This window comes from Bradyrhizobium sp. (genome assembly GCF_035309285.1).
In the GTDB taxonomy this organism is placed as follows: domain Bacteria; phylum Pseudomonadota; class Alphaproteobacteria; order Rhizobiales; family Xanthobacteraceae; genus Bradyrhizobium.
Genome location: NZ_DATGFH010000122.1, coordinates 24277 through 41166, shown reverse-complemented (window position 1 = coordinate 41166; position 16890 = coordinate 24277). Strand labels below are relative to the sequence as shown.

Sequence of the window (16890 nt, the reverse complement as noted above, 5' to 3'; positions counted from 1 at the left end):
TTTACTCCGCCGCACTGGCGATCGCGCTGGTTTCCCGGGCGGTCACCACCACCTTGATCGCATCCTCGACCCGGTCCCGCGCATAACGCAGCGCTGTCGGCAGATCGGCAAGCGGGAACGTGTGCGTATGGATCTTTGTCGCGTCGAAGCGCTTTTCCGCCATTAGCTCCATGGCGCGATGGGTCGCGCTGCGGCCTTCGCCCCTGATGCCGTAGACGTAGATGTTGTTGCGGACAAGGTTCGCGATGTTGGTCATCACCGGTTCATGCGGAAAGGCGGCAAGGCAAATCTTTCCGCCGCGATTGGTCATGTGAATCGCCTGGTCGATGGTCGCCTCCGAGCCAGCGCATTCGATCACGTAGTCCGCGCCGATCCCGCCCGTAAGCTGCTTGACGATATCGACCGGATTTTCGTTGCCGATATTGACGACGCGGTCCGCGCCAAGTTCCGTGCCGATCGCAAGCCGCCGGTCACGCGTTCCCGTCAGCACCACCGGGCTCGCGCCAAGTGCTTTCGCCACGGCCACTGCAAGCAATCCGATCGGGCCGGGGCCAATCACCACCACGCTCTCGCCCGCGACCAGCCCTCCGAGCTCGGTGAGGCCGTACATCGACGTGCCAGCGGTGACCACGAGCGTGGCTTCCGGGTCGCTCATGCTGTCCGGCACACGGATGATGGTGTTGATGTGATTGACGGCGTATTCGGCGAAGCCGCCATCGGTCGTGAAGCCGTTGGCGCGGTGGCCCTTCTCGGGCTTTCCGTAGTTCAGGCAAGAGGTGTACATGCCCTGGCGGCAACGCTTGCACTGACCGCAGCCGGCGTGGATTTCAACCGTAACGCGCTGACCGATCTCGAATTCGTCGACATGTGGCCCGAGAGCTGCGACCGTGCCCATATATTCGTGGCCCGGCGTGAAGTTCTTGTTGAAGGGCAGGCCGCCCTGAATGCTTGCCGGCGATCCGCGGTGGATGATTTCGAGGTCGGTGGCGCAAATCGCGACCGCGTCGATGCGGACCAGAACCTCGGCGCGTCCGGGTATTGGCGTTGGCTTGTCACGCAGGAATAGCTCATCGGGACCCCCAAGTACCCAAGCCTTCATCCGTTCGGGAACAGGAAATTCGGGGGATGTCTCGACGCCCGCTGGGCTATACATGGCAATGTTTCCTATGGCTGGGCCTGGAGACTAGTCGCTCCAGGCGGCGGCGCAATCGGTTTCTCTGCGGCAAAGAGTTCGCGCCGGACATCAACCTCTTTGCGACGCCGAAATCTTGTAGATCTCGAGTGCGTCGACATCGGCGCCGCGCGCGGCCTTGGCCAACCTGAACAGTTGCGCGGCAAGCGAAGCCATGGGCACCGGGGTCGACGTGTCGTGAGCGACTTCGGCCACCGTATCCAGATCCTTCAGCATGGTCGCGATATGGCCAAGCGGCGGCGAGTGGATGCCTTGCACCATTCGCGGTACGAACAACTGCAGTGGGATGGAATCGGCAAAGCCGCCGGCCAGCGCTTCAGGCAGCCGTCCCGCGTCGATCCCCGAGTTGACGGCAAGCCGCGTGGCTTCCGCTAGCACCGCCATGGCGCAGCCGACGATCACCTGATTGCAGAGCTTCGTCATCTGCCCGGCGCCGGTCGGACCCATATGGGTGAGCCGCCGCGCCATCGTAAGAACATAGGGCCGCACGCGCTCGATATCGGCGGTGTCACCGCCAGCCATCACCGCCAGCGTACCTTCCTCCGCGCCCTTGGTACCGCCCGAAACCGGCGCATCGATCCACTTCATGCCGTTCGCGTCGTTCAGGCGCACCGCCACCGCGCGGGCCTTGTCCGGATGGATCGACGAGAAGTCGACCACCAGCTTATCGGCGCTTGGTACGGACGCAAATCCTTCGGTGCCGAACACCACATCCTCGACCGCGGCCGCGTCGGTCACACACATGAAGATGATGGAAGAAGATGCTGCAACTTCGCGCGGATTGGCCGCGGGCTTCGCGCCGGCTTCGGTCAACGCCTTGGCCTTGCCGACTGAACGGTTCCAGACGGTGACCTCGTGACCGGCAGCGAGCAGGCGCCGGGCCATCGGAAATCCCATCATGCCAAGCCCAAGATAACCGAGTTTTTCGTCCTGCCGTCCGCCGGCTCCCATTCCGATCATTCGCCTCTCCGTATTCGAAGGTCTAGTGGCCCAAAGCGTTCAGCCAAATATTCCTGCGGTGTCGGGCGAATACAAGCAGCCCGTCAATAGCTTGCCTGATTGTTTGAACCATGAAAGGTTGTGCTTCAGGAATTGATGGAGGGGCCTGTTCGGCACCGGAAGGCGCCGGGCCTGCGGGAGGCACTGCGGATGATGAAGTGGCGATCCCGGGTAACGACCGACGGCCTCGACCGGGCGCCACATCGCGCCTTCATGCGCGCAATGGGGCTGGACGACGCTGCGCTCGCAAAACCCATGATCGGAGTGGTCAGCATGAAGGGCGAGCAGACGCCCTGCAACATGACTCATGATTTCCAGGTCGAGGCGGCGAAGGAGGGCATTTCCGAGGCCGGCGGCACGCCGCGCGAGTTCGCCACGATTTCGGTCTCCGACGGAATCAGCATGAACCACGAGGGTATGAAGTTCTCGCTGTTCTCGCGGGAGCTGATTGCAGACTCGATCGAGGCCGTTGTCCACGGCCTTGCGTATGACGCGCTGATCGGCTTTGGCGGCTGCGACAAGACGTTACCTGGCGTGATGATGGGCATGATCCGCTGCAACGTGCCCTCGATCTTCATCTATGGCGGCAGCGCGCTGCCCGGCCGGTTCCAGGGCAAGACCCTGACCGTGCTCGATTCCTATGAAGCGGTTGGCGGTTTCATGACCGGCGAGATTGATCAGACAACGCTGACCGGAATCGAGCGAACGTGCCTGCCGACGATCGGCGCCTGCGCAGGCCAGTTCACGGCCAACACGATGGCCATGGTTTCCGAGGCCATGGGACTCACGATTCCCAACGTTGCGATGGTCCCAGGAGTCTATCCGGAGCGCGCGCAAATCGCGCGCCGGGCAGGGCGGCTGGTGATGCAGATGCTGGCCCGCGGCGGGCCGGCGCCGCGTGAGATCGTGACACGCAAAGCGCTGGAAAATGGTGCTGCGATCGTCGCTGCAACCGGCGGCTCGACCAACGCCGCGTTGCATTTGCCGGCCCTCGCCAATGAGGCCGGCATCGCTTTCACCATCGATGATGTCGGCGAAGTCTTTGCGCGTACGCCGTTGATCGGAAACCTGCGTCCGGGCGGAAAATATACTGCCAAGGATGTTTATGATATCGGCGGTACAGCGGTAGTCATTCGTGCGCTGATCGAAAGCGGCCATATCGATGGCACTTGCCTGACCGTCACCGGCCGGACGCTGTCCGAGGAATATAGCGGCGCTAACGCGCCGGATGGCGAGGTGATCTTTCCCACTAGCAAGCCGATCATGCCGGACGGTGGCGTTGCTGTGCTGAAAGGCAATCTTTGTCCTGATGGCGCCGTCATCAAGGTGGCGGGCTTGAAGAATCTCCTGTTCGAAGGCACGGCGCGCGTGTTCGAGGATGAGGAGGGCTGTGTCGACGCAGTTCGTCAACGCCGTTACGCCGCTGGCGACGTGCTTGTTATTCGAAATGAAGGCCCCGTTGGTGGTCCCGGCATGCGAGAAATGCTGGGCGTCACCGCCTTGATCTACGGGCAGGGTATGGGAGAAAAGGTTGCGCTGATCACCGACGGCCGCTTCTCCGGCGCGACGCGGGGCATGTGTATCGGCTACGTCTCGCCGGAATCGTTTGTCGGCGGGCCGCTAGCGCTGGTCCGTGACGGCGACCGTATCAGGATCGACGCGGCGGCGCGGCACATGGATCTGCTGGTCGAAGAGAGCGAGCTTGCCGAGCGGCGCAAGGCCTGGAAACCGCGGCCGCCGCGGCACCGGGCGGGCGGGCTCGCAAAATATGCAAAGCTGGTGGGGCAGGCGCCTGGTGGCGCGGTGACCCACGATGGTGCTGCGGATTGGCCATGGTTCGACGAAAAGCACCGGTGATCGCGTTGCTGAGCCTCACCTTGAACGACCTGTTCGAATTGCCGATCGTGCTTGCTGCGTAGATTTCCGGAAGCCTAGGAGAAGACAACATGCTCGCGGACCGCATCGAGGCGAAATGGATCGACGCGTTCTGCGAAGTGTTCGAACGTTGCGCGGTGAAGGCAGGCGACACCGCTGCGATCTTGTCGGAGACACAGTCCCGTGCGCTCAACGTGCACCTGGCTGAACTTGCGCTACTGCGGATGGGCGCGAGGCCGTTTCATGTCGTGGTGCCGACGCCGCGTAACAAGCAGATCGTGCCCATCCGCTCCACCGGCGCGAGTGAAGCAATTCAGCGGCTGGCGCCGGTCGTGACGGCGCTGCAGCAGGCGGGCTTCGTCGTCGATTGCACCATTGAAGGGCTGATGCACGCACCGGAGACGCCGGATATCCTGAAGGCCGGCGCGCGGATCCTTGTCATTTCGAACGAGCATCCGGAAGCGCTGGAACGCATGGCGCCGGACAGTGCACTGGAAAAGCGAGTGCGTGCGGCGGCCAAGATGCTCCGCGGGACCAAGCGGATGCGCGTGACATCGAAGGCGGGCACCGCACTTGACGTCGACATGGTCGGCGCTTCGAGTGTCGGTGTTTGGGGCTGGACCGACAAGCCCGGCACGCTGGCGCACTGGCCGGGCGGCATCGTGGTCAGTTTTCCGAAAAGCGGCGCCGTCAATGGCATACTCGTGATGGCGGCCGGCGATATCAATCTCACCTTCAAACGCTATCTGACCTCTCCGGTCAAAATGACCCTGAAAGACGATTATGTGACCGATCTCGAAGGCGAGGGCGCTGATGCCGCGATGATGCGGGCGTATCTGGCCGCCTGGGGCGACCGCGAGGCTTATGCGGTGTCGCATGTCGGATTCGGTATGAATCCGGGCGCTCGTTATGAGGCGCTCTCCATGTATGACCAACGCGATACCAACGGCACGGAGCTGCGCGCGGTGTCCGGCAACTTCCTGTTTTCGACCGGCGCGAATGAATTCGCCGGCCGCTATACCGCTGGCCATTTCGACCTGCCCATCATGGGAACGACGATCGAGCTGGATGGCATCGCGGTTGTGCGCGACGGTGTCCTGCAAGATGTGTTCGGCTAGCGCATGATCCGTAAAAGTGGGCACCGGTTTCCGATAAGATCATGCGCAAAAAACGGTTAAAGGACCGGCGGCCGTGCCAAGCCGAAATGGCGGAGCATATTGACCAACTCGGCGAGCCGCATCTCACGATATTCGTCCACGTTGAGACACGAATAGTCGAGAAAGCCGGCGCCGGTACGGAGGCCAATCCGGCCATCGCGCATGTTATTTGAGATCACATCCGGCGCCCGGTAGCGGTCGCTGCCGAGCGCGCCCTCGAGATAGCGGCTGGCGTAATAAAGGATGTCGCCGCCACCCCAGTCGATGAACTCCAGCAGGCCCAGCACCGCATAGCGGAAGCCAAACCCGTAGCGGATTGCCCTGTCGATCTCTTCGGCGCTCGCAACGCCTTCTTCGACCATGCGCGCGGCCTCGTTCATGGCGAGCGCCTGGATGCGCGGTACGATAAAGCCCGGCGTCGCCGCGCACACCACGGGCACCTTGCCGATACTCTCAAGCAAGGTCTTCACGCGAGCAGTAACATTCGGATCAGTCGTTTTCCCCGGCGAAATCTCGACGAGCGGAATCAGATAGGCAGGGTTTAGCCAGTGCACATTGAGGAAGCGTTCGGGGTGTTCGATCGCGGTGGAGAGATCGTCGACCAGGATCGTCGATGTCGTGGACGCGATAATGATATCGGGACCGACCAATCTCGATGCGGCGGCCAATACTTCGCGCTTCAGTTCGGCCACTTCGGGCACGCCCTCAAACACCATGCCGGCGCCGGCAAGCACGGCGTCGCCGGCGCTCGCTGGAACCACGCAGACACGCGCCATGATGGAATCCGCTTCGCTTTGTTTCAGCAGCCCGAACCGCGAGAGGCTGGCCAACGTCTTTCTAACTTCACCCAAGGCCTCGGCTTCGAGCTCTGCGAATTGTTCGACGGAACGTCCCGCCTTGACGTCGATCATGGCGATGGCGTGACCGGCGTAGGCGAAGGCAACGGCAATGCCGCGGCCCATGCGGCCCGCGCCGAGGCAGGCGATGGCGGGACGTGCGGCTCTCATTCGCCAAATCCTTCGTGCAGCAACGTTTGCAATTCGGCGTGATGCAGACCGCCAAAGCCAAGGCTCGCGAGCGTGCGGCCAGTCTTCATGAAATCCTCGGCGCAGATTGCGCCGCCGACGGCGAGAAAGGCCCTTGCCAGCGGCGTGGCGACGCCAGCGAGCTCGGCGACCGAGACCAGCAGTGACAATCCCAGCCGCAAATCCTCAAGCATGTAGCGGTGCTCGGTCAGGACCAACCGCTCGCGCCAGTCGCCGGAGTCGGTGAGCCGGTCATGCGAGCCGCGCCCGTACATCCAGATCTCGCCTTCCTTGGCATAGTGATGTGCCAGCGGAAAATGTGGTGCGGCATAACCGAGCGCCTCCCGCACGGCGATGCGTTCGGCATCGAGCGCATCCGTGACCCGGCGGATGGCGCGTTGCGTGCCTTCCTTGTGGATGTCCCAGCGCTCGAAATGCTCGATCGGGCCCGCATTCATCACGATCAGCGGCGGATGAATGATCGGGCCGGCGTTCATCAGCGCGCCCGATAGCGCATCGCCGCAGCGCTCGATCACGCCGGGAAAGGCCCGGGAGATCACCGCAAGCGCATGATCGGCGTTCGCTAGCGGAAATACCCCAACCGGAAGCCGCCTGGCGCGGATGGTGATGGCCACTTCAAACGGGCCATGCTTGCGAGCCAGCCAGGGCAGCGTCCCGGTTTCGGCAAAGCTCACGTCGGCCCGGTTACCGGCGTCGTAAGCGGCGCGCGCAAAGATCATCGAGCCAAAGGTGGCCGGCGGCAGGAACACCACTTGGCCGTCCCTCAGATACGGCGCGAGTTGCTTTGCGATGTCTGCTTGCGCGAAAGCCGGAGCAGGGCACAGGATCAGCTCGGCATCGCGCACGGCTTCCGAGATATCGGTCGTTACCAGCGCCAGCTTTGCATCGTGTCGGCCATTCACATCCTTGACCAGGATAAGGGAGCCCGCAGCCCGTTGCGCCGCGACTTGATCGGCGTCTCGCCGCCACAGCCGCACCTCATGGCCCTGCAGCGCAAAATCCCCCGCGGCTGCAAAAGAGCCGTTTCCCCCGCCCAAAACCGCGATCTTCAAGTGACGTCCCCCCTCTCAGGCGTCTTAGCGTCGATCTGCTTCAGCATGAAATGCTGGACCTTCCCCAACGCGGTTCGCGGCAAATCCTCCACAAACATGATCTCTCGCGGTATCTTGAACCGCGCCAATTGCGTCTGCATGTGTGTTCGCAGGCTTTCCGCATCGACCGAGCAACCTTTTTGCCGGATCACATAGGCGATCGGCACCTCATCCCAGCGCGCGTCGGCGCGTCCAATCACGCCGCATTCCGCAACGTCGGGATGCTCCAGCAGCACGCGCTCGACCTCTGCAGGATAGACGTTTTCCCCGCCAGAAATGATCACGTTCTTCTTGCGGTCGTGCACCCAGAAATAGCCGTCCGCATCCCGTCGGCCAATGTCTCCGGTGCGAAACCAGCCGTCGTGCAATGCCTCGCACGTGGCTTCCTCATTCCCCCAATATTCGTAGAACACGTTCGGACCGCGCACCGCGATCTCGCCCGCCGCTTCCGGCGGCAATTCATTGCCGACGTCGTCGATGATAATGGCCTCGCAGCAAAGGCCGGGAAGACCAGTCGAGCCTTCGCGGGATAAATCGCCGCCAAGCCGCGTGTAGACCGCAATCGGGCAGGTCTCCGTAGAGCCGTAGACCTGCAGTACGGGCACGCCGCGGGCGACAAAGCGCTGGATCAGATGCGGCGGCACGATGGTCGAGCCGGTCGACATCGCTTTCAGCGACGAGAGATCGGTCGTGGCCCAGCCGGGATGATCGGTCACCGCCTGAATGATGGCGGGCACCAGCACGGTCAAGGTCGGCCGATCGCGCTCGAAGGACGCGAGCGTCGCGTCGGGAGTGAAGCGAGAGTGGATCGTGACCGTCGCACCGTGCTGTAGTGCGGGCGTGGTCTGGATGTTGAGGCCGCCGACATGGAAGAAAGGCAGCACGGTCAGCACATGATCATCGGAGGTGAGGCCATGCATGTGCTGGCTCATCACGCCGTTCCACAGCAACGCTTCCTGCCGCAGCACGGCGCCTTTCGGCCTTCCGGTGGTACCGGAAGTGTAGACGATGAGGAGCGGACAGGAGAGGTCTACGTGCGGGTTGCGTCCGTCGCCGCTCGCTTGCGCGAGCAGTGCATCAAACGCGGTGCCGCTTCCGGGTACGAAATCGAGTCCAACTACCGCCGTTTCGGGCAGGCTCTTCTCGAGTGCGGGCAACACGGCGGCAAACGCCTGCTCCAGCACCAGAACGTTTGCCGCGGCGTCGGAAAGAATGAACTCCTGCTCGGCGACCGCAAGCCGCCAATTGAGCGGTACAAGGATTGCCCCGAGCCGCGCGCAAGCATAGAGCAACACCAAATAGTCCGGTCGGTTCAAGCTCAGGATCGCGATGCGATCGCCCGGGCTTACGCCGAGTTCGGATTTCAAGGCGCGTGCGGTCTGTTCGATCCTTGCCGCGAACGCCGCATAGCTCAGCGTCCCGCCCTCGAAATGCAGCGCGGGTTTGTCCGGCGCAAAAGCCGCATTGCGCTCGATCAGACCTGAGAGATCCACCGTCAGTCGTCCGTTTCGCCTGCCTCGTACAGCGCTTCGCGGCCGATGCGATCGAGGCAGAGTTCGGCGGTCCAGGGCAGCATCAGCGAGCCGCAGCGGCTGTCGCGATAGACCCGCTCCAGCGGCAGCGATTTCAGCATTGCCTGGCCGCCGCAAGTACGGATCGCCAGGGTAGCGATTTCGTTGGCACCTTCCATGACAGAATATTGTGCGGCGTAGGCGCGCAGCACCTGCTCTTTGCTCGGATTGGGGCCGGCCTCGGTGACCGCCTGGAACCAGGTCGCCTTGATCTGCTCCAGCTTGATCTGCATCTGCGCGACCGCGATCTGCTTGGTCGGATACATCCGCCGTTTGACCGGTGGCATGCCCGGCATCTCGCCGCGCAGGTATCGCACCGTGAAATCGTAGGCTGCCTGGGCGAGACCCATATAGGTCGGCGACAGCGTCAGGAACATGTGCGGCCAGCGCTGCGCGGCCTGGAAATACACGCCGCGCGGCATCAGCGCCGCATCTTCCTCTACGAACACATCCTTGAATAGCAGCGTTCGCGATACGGTTCCGCGCATGCCCAACGGATCCCAATCGCCGACGACGGAGACGCCGTCGGCCTTGGCCGGTACGGCGAGGTACAGCGTATTGCGGCGAGACGCCTTTTCTCCTTCCGCAATCTCGGTGCAGAGCACGCCATAGTAGTCGGCGTGGCCGGAGAGGGATGCAAAGATCTTCTTGCCGTTGACGACCCAGCCGGCCTTGACCGGCCGTGCTTCCGTGCCGAACGCGACGCCGCCAGCGGCAGCGGCGCCGCCTTCCGAGAACGGCTGCGAATAGATCGCGCCGTCATCGACGATACGCTTGTAGTGGATCGCGCGGCGGCGCTCGTGCTCGGCGCGCATACCGGCGTCCATGTCGAGATCGTCGGCGAGCGGCCCGGACCACAGCGTCGAGCAGACATGCATGTTCCAGGTGAGCGCGGTCGCGCCGCAATAACGGCCGATCTCGGCGGCGGCGAGGGCATAGGTCTGGTAGTTGGCGCCCAGCCCGCCATACCTCTTCGGAATAGAGATGCCGAGCAGTCCGGCGCGATGCAAATCCCTGTAATTCTCAGTCGGAAATGCCGCGTCGCGATCATAGGCCGCAGCGCGGCCGGCGAACACGCTCTGACCGAGTTCGCGCGCCCGCGAGATGATATCAGCCTGCTCATTGCTCAGACGAAACGCGCCCGGATCGAAGATCGGCGCGTCGAGCGCGACCTTGGCCATTGCGGTTGCACTCTTGCTGACCGGTGCCGTCATTTATGCTGTCACCTCGACGGTCTTAAGAAATTGTTCGAGTGCTGCATCGAAAGCTCTCGGCTGCTCCAGATTGGCTAGGTGGCCGGCGCCCTCCAATTCGACATAAGACGCGGACGGAATATAGGTCGCCATCTTCGCCATCATCGGTGCCGGCGCATTCTTGTCTTTCGACCCCGATAACACCAGTGCCGGCACGGCGATGTTGCCGAGCGCCTTGCGCTGGTCAAAGCCGAGCAGCGCCAGTATCATCGCCCGATAGCTGGCTTCGGGAATGCTCGCCATGCAGTCGCGCGCAATCTCCATTCCGTCGGCATCGGAATTGTCTCCTACCAGTTCCTTCACCAGTGACGGCGCCAGCGTTTTCATGGTCTCGCCGCGGTCGAGGGGACCTAGCCGGGCTTCGATGAATTGCTTCTGCCAGTCGCCGTCGGGCTTGCCGAAGGCCGGGCTGGTTTGCGCGAGCACGATGGCCGCGGCGCTGCGCGGATGCCTGGTGAGCCATTGTTGGACGATCATGCCTCCAATGGAATGTCCGACGAGCACAGGCCGGGATGAACTGGTCTGCTGCAAAAAATCCTGCAAAGCGTCGGCCAGCGTCGCGATGCTGACGGCATCAAGCGGCGCCGAGCCGCCGTAGCCGGGCATGTCCCAGGCGAGCGCATAATAGCGAGCGCTGAAAACCGAGATTTGCGAGCGCCAGGCCCGCGCGGCGCCGCCAATGCCGTGCAGGAACACGAGCGGCGTTTTGGCGGGATCGCCTGCCGCCTCATAGGCAAAGCGGCCATCCCTCGTTTTCATGGGCGTCGTCATTGGATGATGCTAACAGGCCTGCCGCTTTCTTGCAAAAGCTTCAAGTATAAAATATATGCGGAAACCTCGATGCCCGTGAGTTTTATCAGGAGTTCAAGCGAATGTCCGGACTACCGCGTTCGCTGCATGCGCTGGTTACGGGTGGCGGTCGCGGCATCGGCCGGGCCATCGCCGGCCAACTGACGCGTGCTGGCGCGACTGTCACGGTGCTTGGCCGCCAGAGCGCGGTGCTCAATGAGGCGGTGGCTGCGGGCGATGCGCATTTCGCTGACATCGCCGATGTCGCCGATCAGCCGGCCATCAGCGCGGCGATCGCCCGAGCCGCGGCACGGCAGCCCATCGATATCTTGATTGCCAATGCCGGCATTGCCGAATCCGCGCCCTTTGCGAAATCCGATTCAGCGCTGTTCCAGCGCATGATGGACGTCAATTTCATGGGCGTGGTTTATTCGATCCAGGCTGCCCTGCCCTCGATGAGGGATCGGCCGCATGGACGGATTATCGCGGTCGCGTCGACGGCGGGATTGAAGGGATATGCGTATGTGAGCGCCTACAGCGCCGCCAAGCATGCCGTGCTCGGTCTGGTTCGCTCGTTGGCGTTGGAGCTTGCCAATACGGGAATCACCGTGAATGCCGTATGCCCCGGGTTCACCGATACCGATCTCGTCGCCGGCAGCATCGATAACATCATGAAGAAGACCGGCCGCAGCCATGGGCAGGCGGTGGCTGAGCTCGCCAAGCACAATCCGCAGGGTCGTCTGGTCAGGCCGGAAGAGGTCGCTGACGCCGTGGTATGGCTGTGCGGCGAGCGCGCCGGCGCTATCACCGGACAGGCGATTGCGGTTGCCGGCGGCGAGGTTTGAAGATCAAGACAGTCGTCCAAGGGAGATTCCATGAACCGACCCGCTAACCCCGTTACCGTGCCACTCGCCGATTACTCACCGAAGCATTTCCTGCTGGCGGTGGTGGAAGGCGTCGCGACGGTGACGCTTAATCGTCCGGAGCGGAAAAATCCGCTGACGTTTGAGAGCTATCGTGAGCTGACCGACTTTTTCCGCGCCTGCGCCTTCGATGACGAGGTCAAGGCGATCGTGGTTACCGGTGCCGGCGGTAACTTTTCCTCCGGCGGCGACGTCTTCGAGATCATCGGCCCACTGGTGAAGATGGACACCAAGGGACTGACCGCTTTCACCCGCATGACTGGCGATCTCGTCAAGGCCATGCGGGCTTGTCCGCAACCGATCGTAGCTGCCGTCGAGGGCATCTGTGCCGGCGCAGGCGCGATCGTGGCGATGGCATCCGACATGCGGCTGGCAGCAGCGGGCGCCAAGGTCGCGTTCCTGTTCAACAAGGTCGGGCTCGCCGGCTGCGACATGGGCGCCTGCGCGATCCTGCCGCGTATCATCGGCCAGTCACGCGCCTCGGAGCTGCTCTATACCGGCCGCTTCATGACCGCGGAGGAGGGCGAGCGGTGGGGCTTTTTCAGCCGCATCGTCACGCCCGAGCGTGTCTTGCCGGAAGTGCAATTGTTGGCGCGGCAGGTCGCCGAAGGTCCGACCTTCGCCAACACCATGACCAAGCGGATGCTGGCCATGGAATGGGCAATGTCGGTCGAGGAGGCGATCGAGGCGGAAGCGGTGGCGCAGGCGCTTTGCATGACGACGGCCGATTTCGAGCGCGCCTTCGTCGCCTTCTCCAACAAGGTGAAGCCGGTCTTCCAGGGAAATTGAGCAAAATGCGCCGGTCGGGGACTTGCCAATAGATATTTTAAGCTTAAAATATTTCAGATTGCCGTTTCCCCGGAGGCGCTCATGAAAATCGCGATCATCGGTGGCGGACCCGCCGGCCTTTACGCCGCGATCCTGCTGAAAAAGCAGCGGCCAGAGGCCGAGGTCGTGGTCTACGAGCGCAACCGCGCCGACGACACGTTCGGTTTCGGCGTGGTGTTTTCCGATGCCACCCTCGACAACTTCGAGAAATACGATCCGCCGAGCTACCGCCGCATTACCCAGGAGTTCGCCTACTGGGATGATATCGCAGTGCATTTCCGCGGCACGGTGCATCGAGTTGGCGGCAATGGGTTTTGCGGCTGCTCGCGGCGCAAGCTGCTTCTCATTCTGCAGGAGCGCGCGCGCGAGCTCGGCGTCAGCCTGCTGTTCCAGGTCGAGATCGAGGATGAAAAGCGCTTCGCCGATGCCGACCTGATCGTCCTCGCCGACGGCATCAATAGCCGCTTCCGCGACAAGCACGTCGCGCATTTCCAGCCCGAGGTCGACGTCCGCTCCAACTATTTCGCGTGGATGGGTTCGACCCGTCCGCTCGACGCCTTCACCTTCATCTTCCAGGAGACCGAGTGGGGCCCGTTCATCGCGCATGCCTATCAGTATGAGGCAGGCCGCTCGACCTGGATTTTCGAGACTGATCCCGCGACCTTCGAGCGGGCGGGATTGAAGGGCCTGGATGAAAAGCGGTCCGCCGAACGGATGGCGGAGATTTTCGGCTGGTTCCTCGGCGGGCATCAGCTTCTGACCAATCGTTCGATGTGGCGTAATTTTCCGATGATCCGCAGCCAGCGCTGGGTCAAGGACAACATGGTGCTGCTCGGCGACGCCAAGGCTACCGCGCATTTCTCGATCGGCTCGGGCACCAAGCTCGCCATGGAAGACGCGATCGCGCTAGCGGAGGCTATGGAGCACGCGCCGACGATTGGGGCTGCGTTGCAGCTTTACGAGGAAGGGCGCCGCGAGGAGGTCGAGAAAACCCAGCATGCTGCTGACGTTTCCCTCGTCTGGTTCGAGCATGTCGATCGCTTCTGGAAGTTCGATCCGGTGCAATTTGCGTTCGGCGTGATGACGCGGTCGAAGGCTATCACCTACGACAATTTGACGCTTCGAGCGCCGGATTTTGTCACCGATGTCGACAAGGCTTTTGCAAAACAGGTTCGCGCCAAGGGCTTTGATGTCAATGTCGAAAGGCCGCTCGCGCCGATGTTCCAGCCGATGCGGCTGCGCGAGATGGAGATCAAGAACCGTGCGGTCGTCTCGCCGATGTGCATGTACTCGGCAAAGGAGGGGGTGCCGACGGATTTTCATCTGGTGCACTACGGCTCACGCGCGATTGGCGGTGCCGGCCTGATCTTCACCGAGATGACTTGTGTTGCCCGCGACGCCCGGATCACGCCGGGCTGCGCCGGGTTGTGGAATGACGAGCAGGAAGCGGCCTGGAAACGTATCGTCGAATTCGTCCATGCCAATTCGGCGGCGAAATTTGCGCTGCAGCTCGGCCATGCCGGCCGCAAGGGCGCCACCAAGCTGATGTGGGAGGGCATGGACCGGCCGCTGGACGAGGGCGGCTGGGACGTGATCTCAGCCTCGCCGATTCCGTATTTTCCCGACAGTCAGGTGCCGCGCGAGATGGACCGCGCCGCCATGGATGCGGTGAAAGCGGCGTTCGTGGCCGCAGTTGAACGCGGCGAGCGCTGCGGCTTCGATATGCTCGAGCTTCACTGCGCTCACGGTTATCTCCTTGCGAGCTTCATCTCGCCGCTGACCAACAAGCGGACCGACGAATACGGCGGCTCGCTCCAGAATCGTCTGCGCTTTCCACTGGACGTGTTCGAGGCGATGCGCGCAGCCTGGCCTTCGCACAAGCCGATGTCGGTGCGCATTTCGGCAACCGACTGGGCAGAGGGGGGCATCACGGGAGACGACGCGGTCGAGATCGCTCGGGCCTTTGCCGAGCAAGGCGTTGATCTCATCGACGTCTCGACCGGCCAGACTGTGCGCGATGCGCAGCCGGTCTATGGCCGCATGTTCCAGACGCCGTTTTCGGATCAGGTCCGCAACGAGGCGCGGGTCGCCACCATGTGCGTCGGCAACATTACGACGGCCGACCAGGTCAACACTATCCTCGCTGCCGGCCGTGCCGATCTCGTAGCGCTCGCCCGGCCGCATCTGGTCGATCCTGCATTCACGATGAAGGCCGCCGCCTGGTACGGCGCAACCGATATCTTCTGCCCGCCGCAATACCTTCCAGGGAAGGAGCAGATATTCCGCAACAGCTTGCGCGATCGCCAGGATTTCGAGGACCTCAAAATTAAGGCTAAGCCGAAGACGCGGGCCGAGCTCAAGGCGGCGGCCACAAAGCCGCTTGCGGCCGAATAAGGGACCGTGCGACGCTAGGCGGCGTCCTTTTTTGTGTTGAGTGGAGTTTGGGCCATGAAGGCGATTATCGTCGGCGGCGGTATCGGCGGCCTCACCACCGCGCTCATGCTGCGGGCGCGCGGCATCGACTGCGAGCTCTTCGAGCAGTCGGATTCCATCCGCGAGCTCGGCGTCGGCATCAACACGTTGCCGCATGCGATCCGCGAGCTCGCCGCCATCGGCCTGTTGGATCGGCTCGACCAGGTCGCTGTCCGCACCTATGAGCTGTTTTATCTGACCCGTCACGGCCAGCAGGTCTGGCACGAAAAGCGCGGGTTGGATGCCGGCCATGACGTGCCGCAGTTCTCGATCCACCGTGGCCGCCTGCAGGGCGTCATCCATCAGGCCGTGATGGAGCGGCTCGGCGCGGATGCCGTCCATACTGGCTGCCGGCTCGGGTCATTTACGCAGGATGAAGGCGGCATCGCCGCCTATTTCTTCGATCGAAGCGGCGCGCATACCCGCACCGCGCGCGGCGACATCTTGATCGGCGCCGACGGCATTCATTCCAAGGTGCGGGAAACGCTGTTTCCGGAGGAGGGGCCGCCTTGCTGGAACGGCTTGATGCTGTGGCGCGGCGCGACGGACTGGCCGGTCTTCCTTACCGGTCGCTCGATGATCATTGCGGGCGGCCTGAACGCCAAGGCTGTGGTCTATCCGATCGCGGAGGGCTCGAGCCCGGCGAGCCGGCTCACCAATTGGGCGGTGCTGGTGCGGATCGGCGACGGCACTGCGCCGCCGGCGCGCCGGGAAGACTGGTCGCGGCTCGGCCGGCGAGACGAGCTCATGCCCTACGTCAACGGCTTCTCGATCCCGCAGGTCGACTTCACGGCGCTGGTGAACGCCACGCCGGAGTTCTGGGAGTATCCCTGCTGCGACCGCAATCCCTTGCCCTGTTGGTCGAGCGGCCGGGTTACGCTGCTCGGTGACGCCGCGCATCCCATGTATCCGGTCGGTTCGAACGGCGCCTCGCAGGCGATCCTCGACGCACGCTGCCTTGCCGATGCGCTGGCGCGGTCCGAGCATCCCCGCCAGGCGCTGGCGGCCTATGAGCGCCAACGGTTGCCGATGACCGCGGACATCGTCGCGTCCAACCGCCGCGGCGGGCCGGAGGGCGTGATCGATGCGGTCGAGCAGCTTGCGCCGCAAGGCTTCACCGACGTCGACACGATCCTGAATTACGAGGCGCGCGAAGCGATCGTACGTGGCTACGCTGCGAAGGCAGGCTTTGCGGCGCGTGTGGTGTCGCGATAGCCTGGCCTATTGGCCGGGAGGCGGCGGCAGGAAGTGGATATTGTGCTCGGCGGCGAGTTTCACCACATCCTCGGGGTTCTGCTGCTTCATGTTGTGAATGGCCCAGAACAGGTCGTAGAGCCGGCGGGTGGGGGACACCCAGAACAGCGTCTTCGCATTCTGTTGTGACTTGTTGAAGATGCCGTGCGGCTTGCCCATGGGCAGGCGCACCGTATCGCCGGCGGTTGCGAACTCGTCCGCGCCATCGAGAAAAAAGTCGAGTCGGCCTTCGAGGATGTAGAGATATTCATCCTGGTCGGGATGGATGTGCGGCGGCACAAAGGTGCCGGGCGGAAACGTCGCGTGCCAGGAGAAGCTGTGCTCGGTGCGGTTCTTCGGCACATAGGTCTGCCCGAGGATATTCCAGGTGATGCCCTGAATGCCTTCGTTGGCGCGGGTGATGCCGGCGACTTCGGTATTCATACTGTACTTCCTTCCTC

The 16890-nt window shown here is 62.9% G+C and carries 14 protein-coding genes; 6 read left to right on the top strand and 8 right to left on the bottom strand.

Annotation, left to right across the window (positions count from 1 at the left end):
• Position 1: 1 nt before the first annotated feature.
• Positions 2 to 1153: a zinc-dependent alcohol dehydrogenase gene (locus tag VKR55_RS23160; protein ID WP_324406955.1), complete on the bottom strand. Its 1152-nt coding sequence runs from the start codon at positions 1151 to 1153 to the stop codon at positions 2 to 4.
• A gap of 90 nt (positions 1154 to 1243) precedes the next feature.
• Positions 1244 to 2152, bottom strand: coding sequence for an NAD(P)-dependent oxidoreductase (locus VKR55_RS23155; RefSeq protein WP_324406953.1), 909 nt, complete (start codon positions 2150 to 2152; stop codon positions 1244 to 1246).
• 189 nt (positions 2153 to 2341) lie between these two features.
• Between VKR55_RS23155 and ilvD the strand changes: the two genes are divergently transcribed.
• Entirely contained in the window at positions 2342 to 4048 is a 1707-nt protein-coding gene (gene ilvD / locus VKR55_RS23150) for a dihydroxy-acid dehydratase (protein WP_324406952.1), read from the top strand.
• An 89-nt stretch (positions 4049 to 4137) separates the two neighbouring features.
• On the top strand, positions 4138 to 5184 hold the full coding sequence (locus tag VKR55_RS23145; protein ID WP_324406951.1) for a 2,5-dihydroxypyridine 5,6-dioxygenase NicX family protein: 1047 nt from the start codon (positions 4138 to 4140) through the stop codon (positions 5182 to 5184).
• A 56-nt stretch (positions 5185 to 5240) separates the two neighbouring features.
• On the opposite strand, the gene VKR55_RS23140 is transcribed toward VKR55_RS23145, so the two are convergent.
• From VKR55_RS23140 to VKR55_RS23120, 5 genes are read right to left on the bottom strand one after another with little or no spacing between them, the layout of a single operon-like run.
• Positions 5241 to 6230 carry a 3-hydroxybutyryl-CoA dehydrogenase gene (locus VKR55_RS23140; protein ID WP_324406950.1) on the bottom strand — a complete coding sequence of 330 codons (990 nt, stop codon included), beginning with the start codon at positions 6228 to 6230 and terminating at the stop codon, positions 5241 to 5243.
• Positions 6227 to 7321 (bottom strand): NAD/NADP-dependent octopine/nopaline dehydrogenase family protein, encoded by a 1095-nt coding sequence (locus VKR55_RS23135; protein ID WP_324406949.1) that lies wholly within the window; start codon positions 7319 to 7321, stop codon positions 6227 to 6229. The genes VKR55_RS23140 and VKR55_RS23135 overlap by 4 nt, the downstream gene beginning before the upstream one ends.
• Entirely contained in the window at positions 7318 to 8853 is a 1536-nt protein-coding gene (locus VKR55_RS23130) for a class I adenylate-forming enzyme family protein (RefSeq protein WP_324406947.1), read from the bottom strand. Before VKR55_RS23130 ends, VKR55_RS23135 begins: the two co-directional genes overlap by 4 nt.
• Positions 8854 to 8855: 2 nt before the next feature.
• Positions 8856 to 10145, bottom strand: coding sequence for an acyl-CoA dehydrogenase family protein (locus tag VKR55_RS23125; protein WP_324406946.1), 1290 nt, complete (start codon positions 10143 to 10145; stop codon positions 8856 to 8858).
• Complete coding sequence (locus VKR55_RS23120) at positions 10146 to 10943, bottom strand: alpha/beta fold hydrolase (protein WP_324406944.1); 798 nt, start codon at positions 10941 to 10943, stop codon at positions 10146 to 10148.
• Between the two features lie 113 nt (positions 10944 to 11056).
• Between VKR55_RS23120 and VKR55_RS23115 the strand changes: the two genes are divergently transcribed.
• The 4 genes from VKR55_RS23115 (at position 11057) to VKR55_RS23100 (ending at position 16411) form a co-directional block, all read left to right on the top strand.
• Positions 11057 to 11818, top strand: coding sequence for an SDR family NAD(P)-dependent oxidoreductase (locus tag VKR55_RS23115; protein WP_324406942.1), 762 nt, complete (start codon positions 11057 to 11059; stop codon positions 11816 to 11818).
• 30 nt (positions 11819 to 11848) lie between these two features.
• On the top strand, positions 11849 to 12685 hold the full coding sequence (locus VKR55_RS23110; protein WP_324406940.1) for an enoyl-CoA hydratase family protein: 837 nt from the start codon (positions 11849 to 11851) through the stop codon (positions 12683 to 12685).
• 81 nt (positions 12686 to 12766) lie between these two features.
• Positions 12767 to 15118 (top strand): bifunctional salicylyl-CoA 5-hydroxylase/oxidoreductase, encoded by a 2352-nt coding sequence (locus VKR55_RS23105; protein ID WP_324406939.1) that lies wholly within the window; start codon positions 12767 to 12769, stop codon positions 15116 to 15118.
• 54 nt (positions 15119 to 15172) lie between these two features.
• Positions 15173 to 16411, top strand: coding sequence for a flavin-dependent oxidoreductase (locus tag VKR55_RS23100; protein WP_324406937.1), 1239 nt, complete (start codon positions 15173 to 15175; stop codon positions 16409 to 16411).
• Positions 16412 to 16417: 6 nt separating this feature from the next.
• Here VKR55_RS23100 and VKR55_RS23095 read toward each other — a convergent pair whose 3' ends face one another.
• Positions 16418 to 16873: a cupin domain-containing protein gene (locus VKR55_RS23095; protein WP_324406935.1), complete on the bottom strand. Its 456-nt coding sequence runs from the start codon at positions 16871 to 16873 to the stop codon at positions 16418 to 16420.
• Between the last annotated feature and the right edge of the window lie 17 nt (positions 16874 to 16890).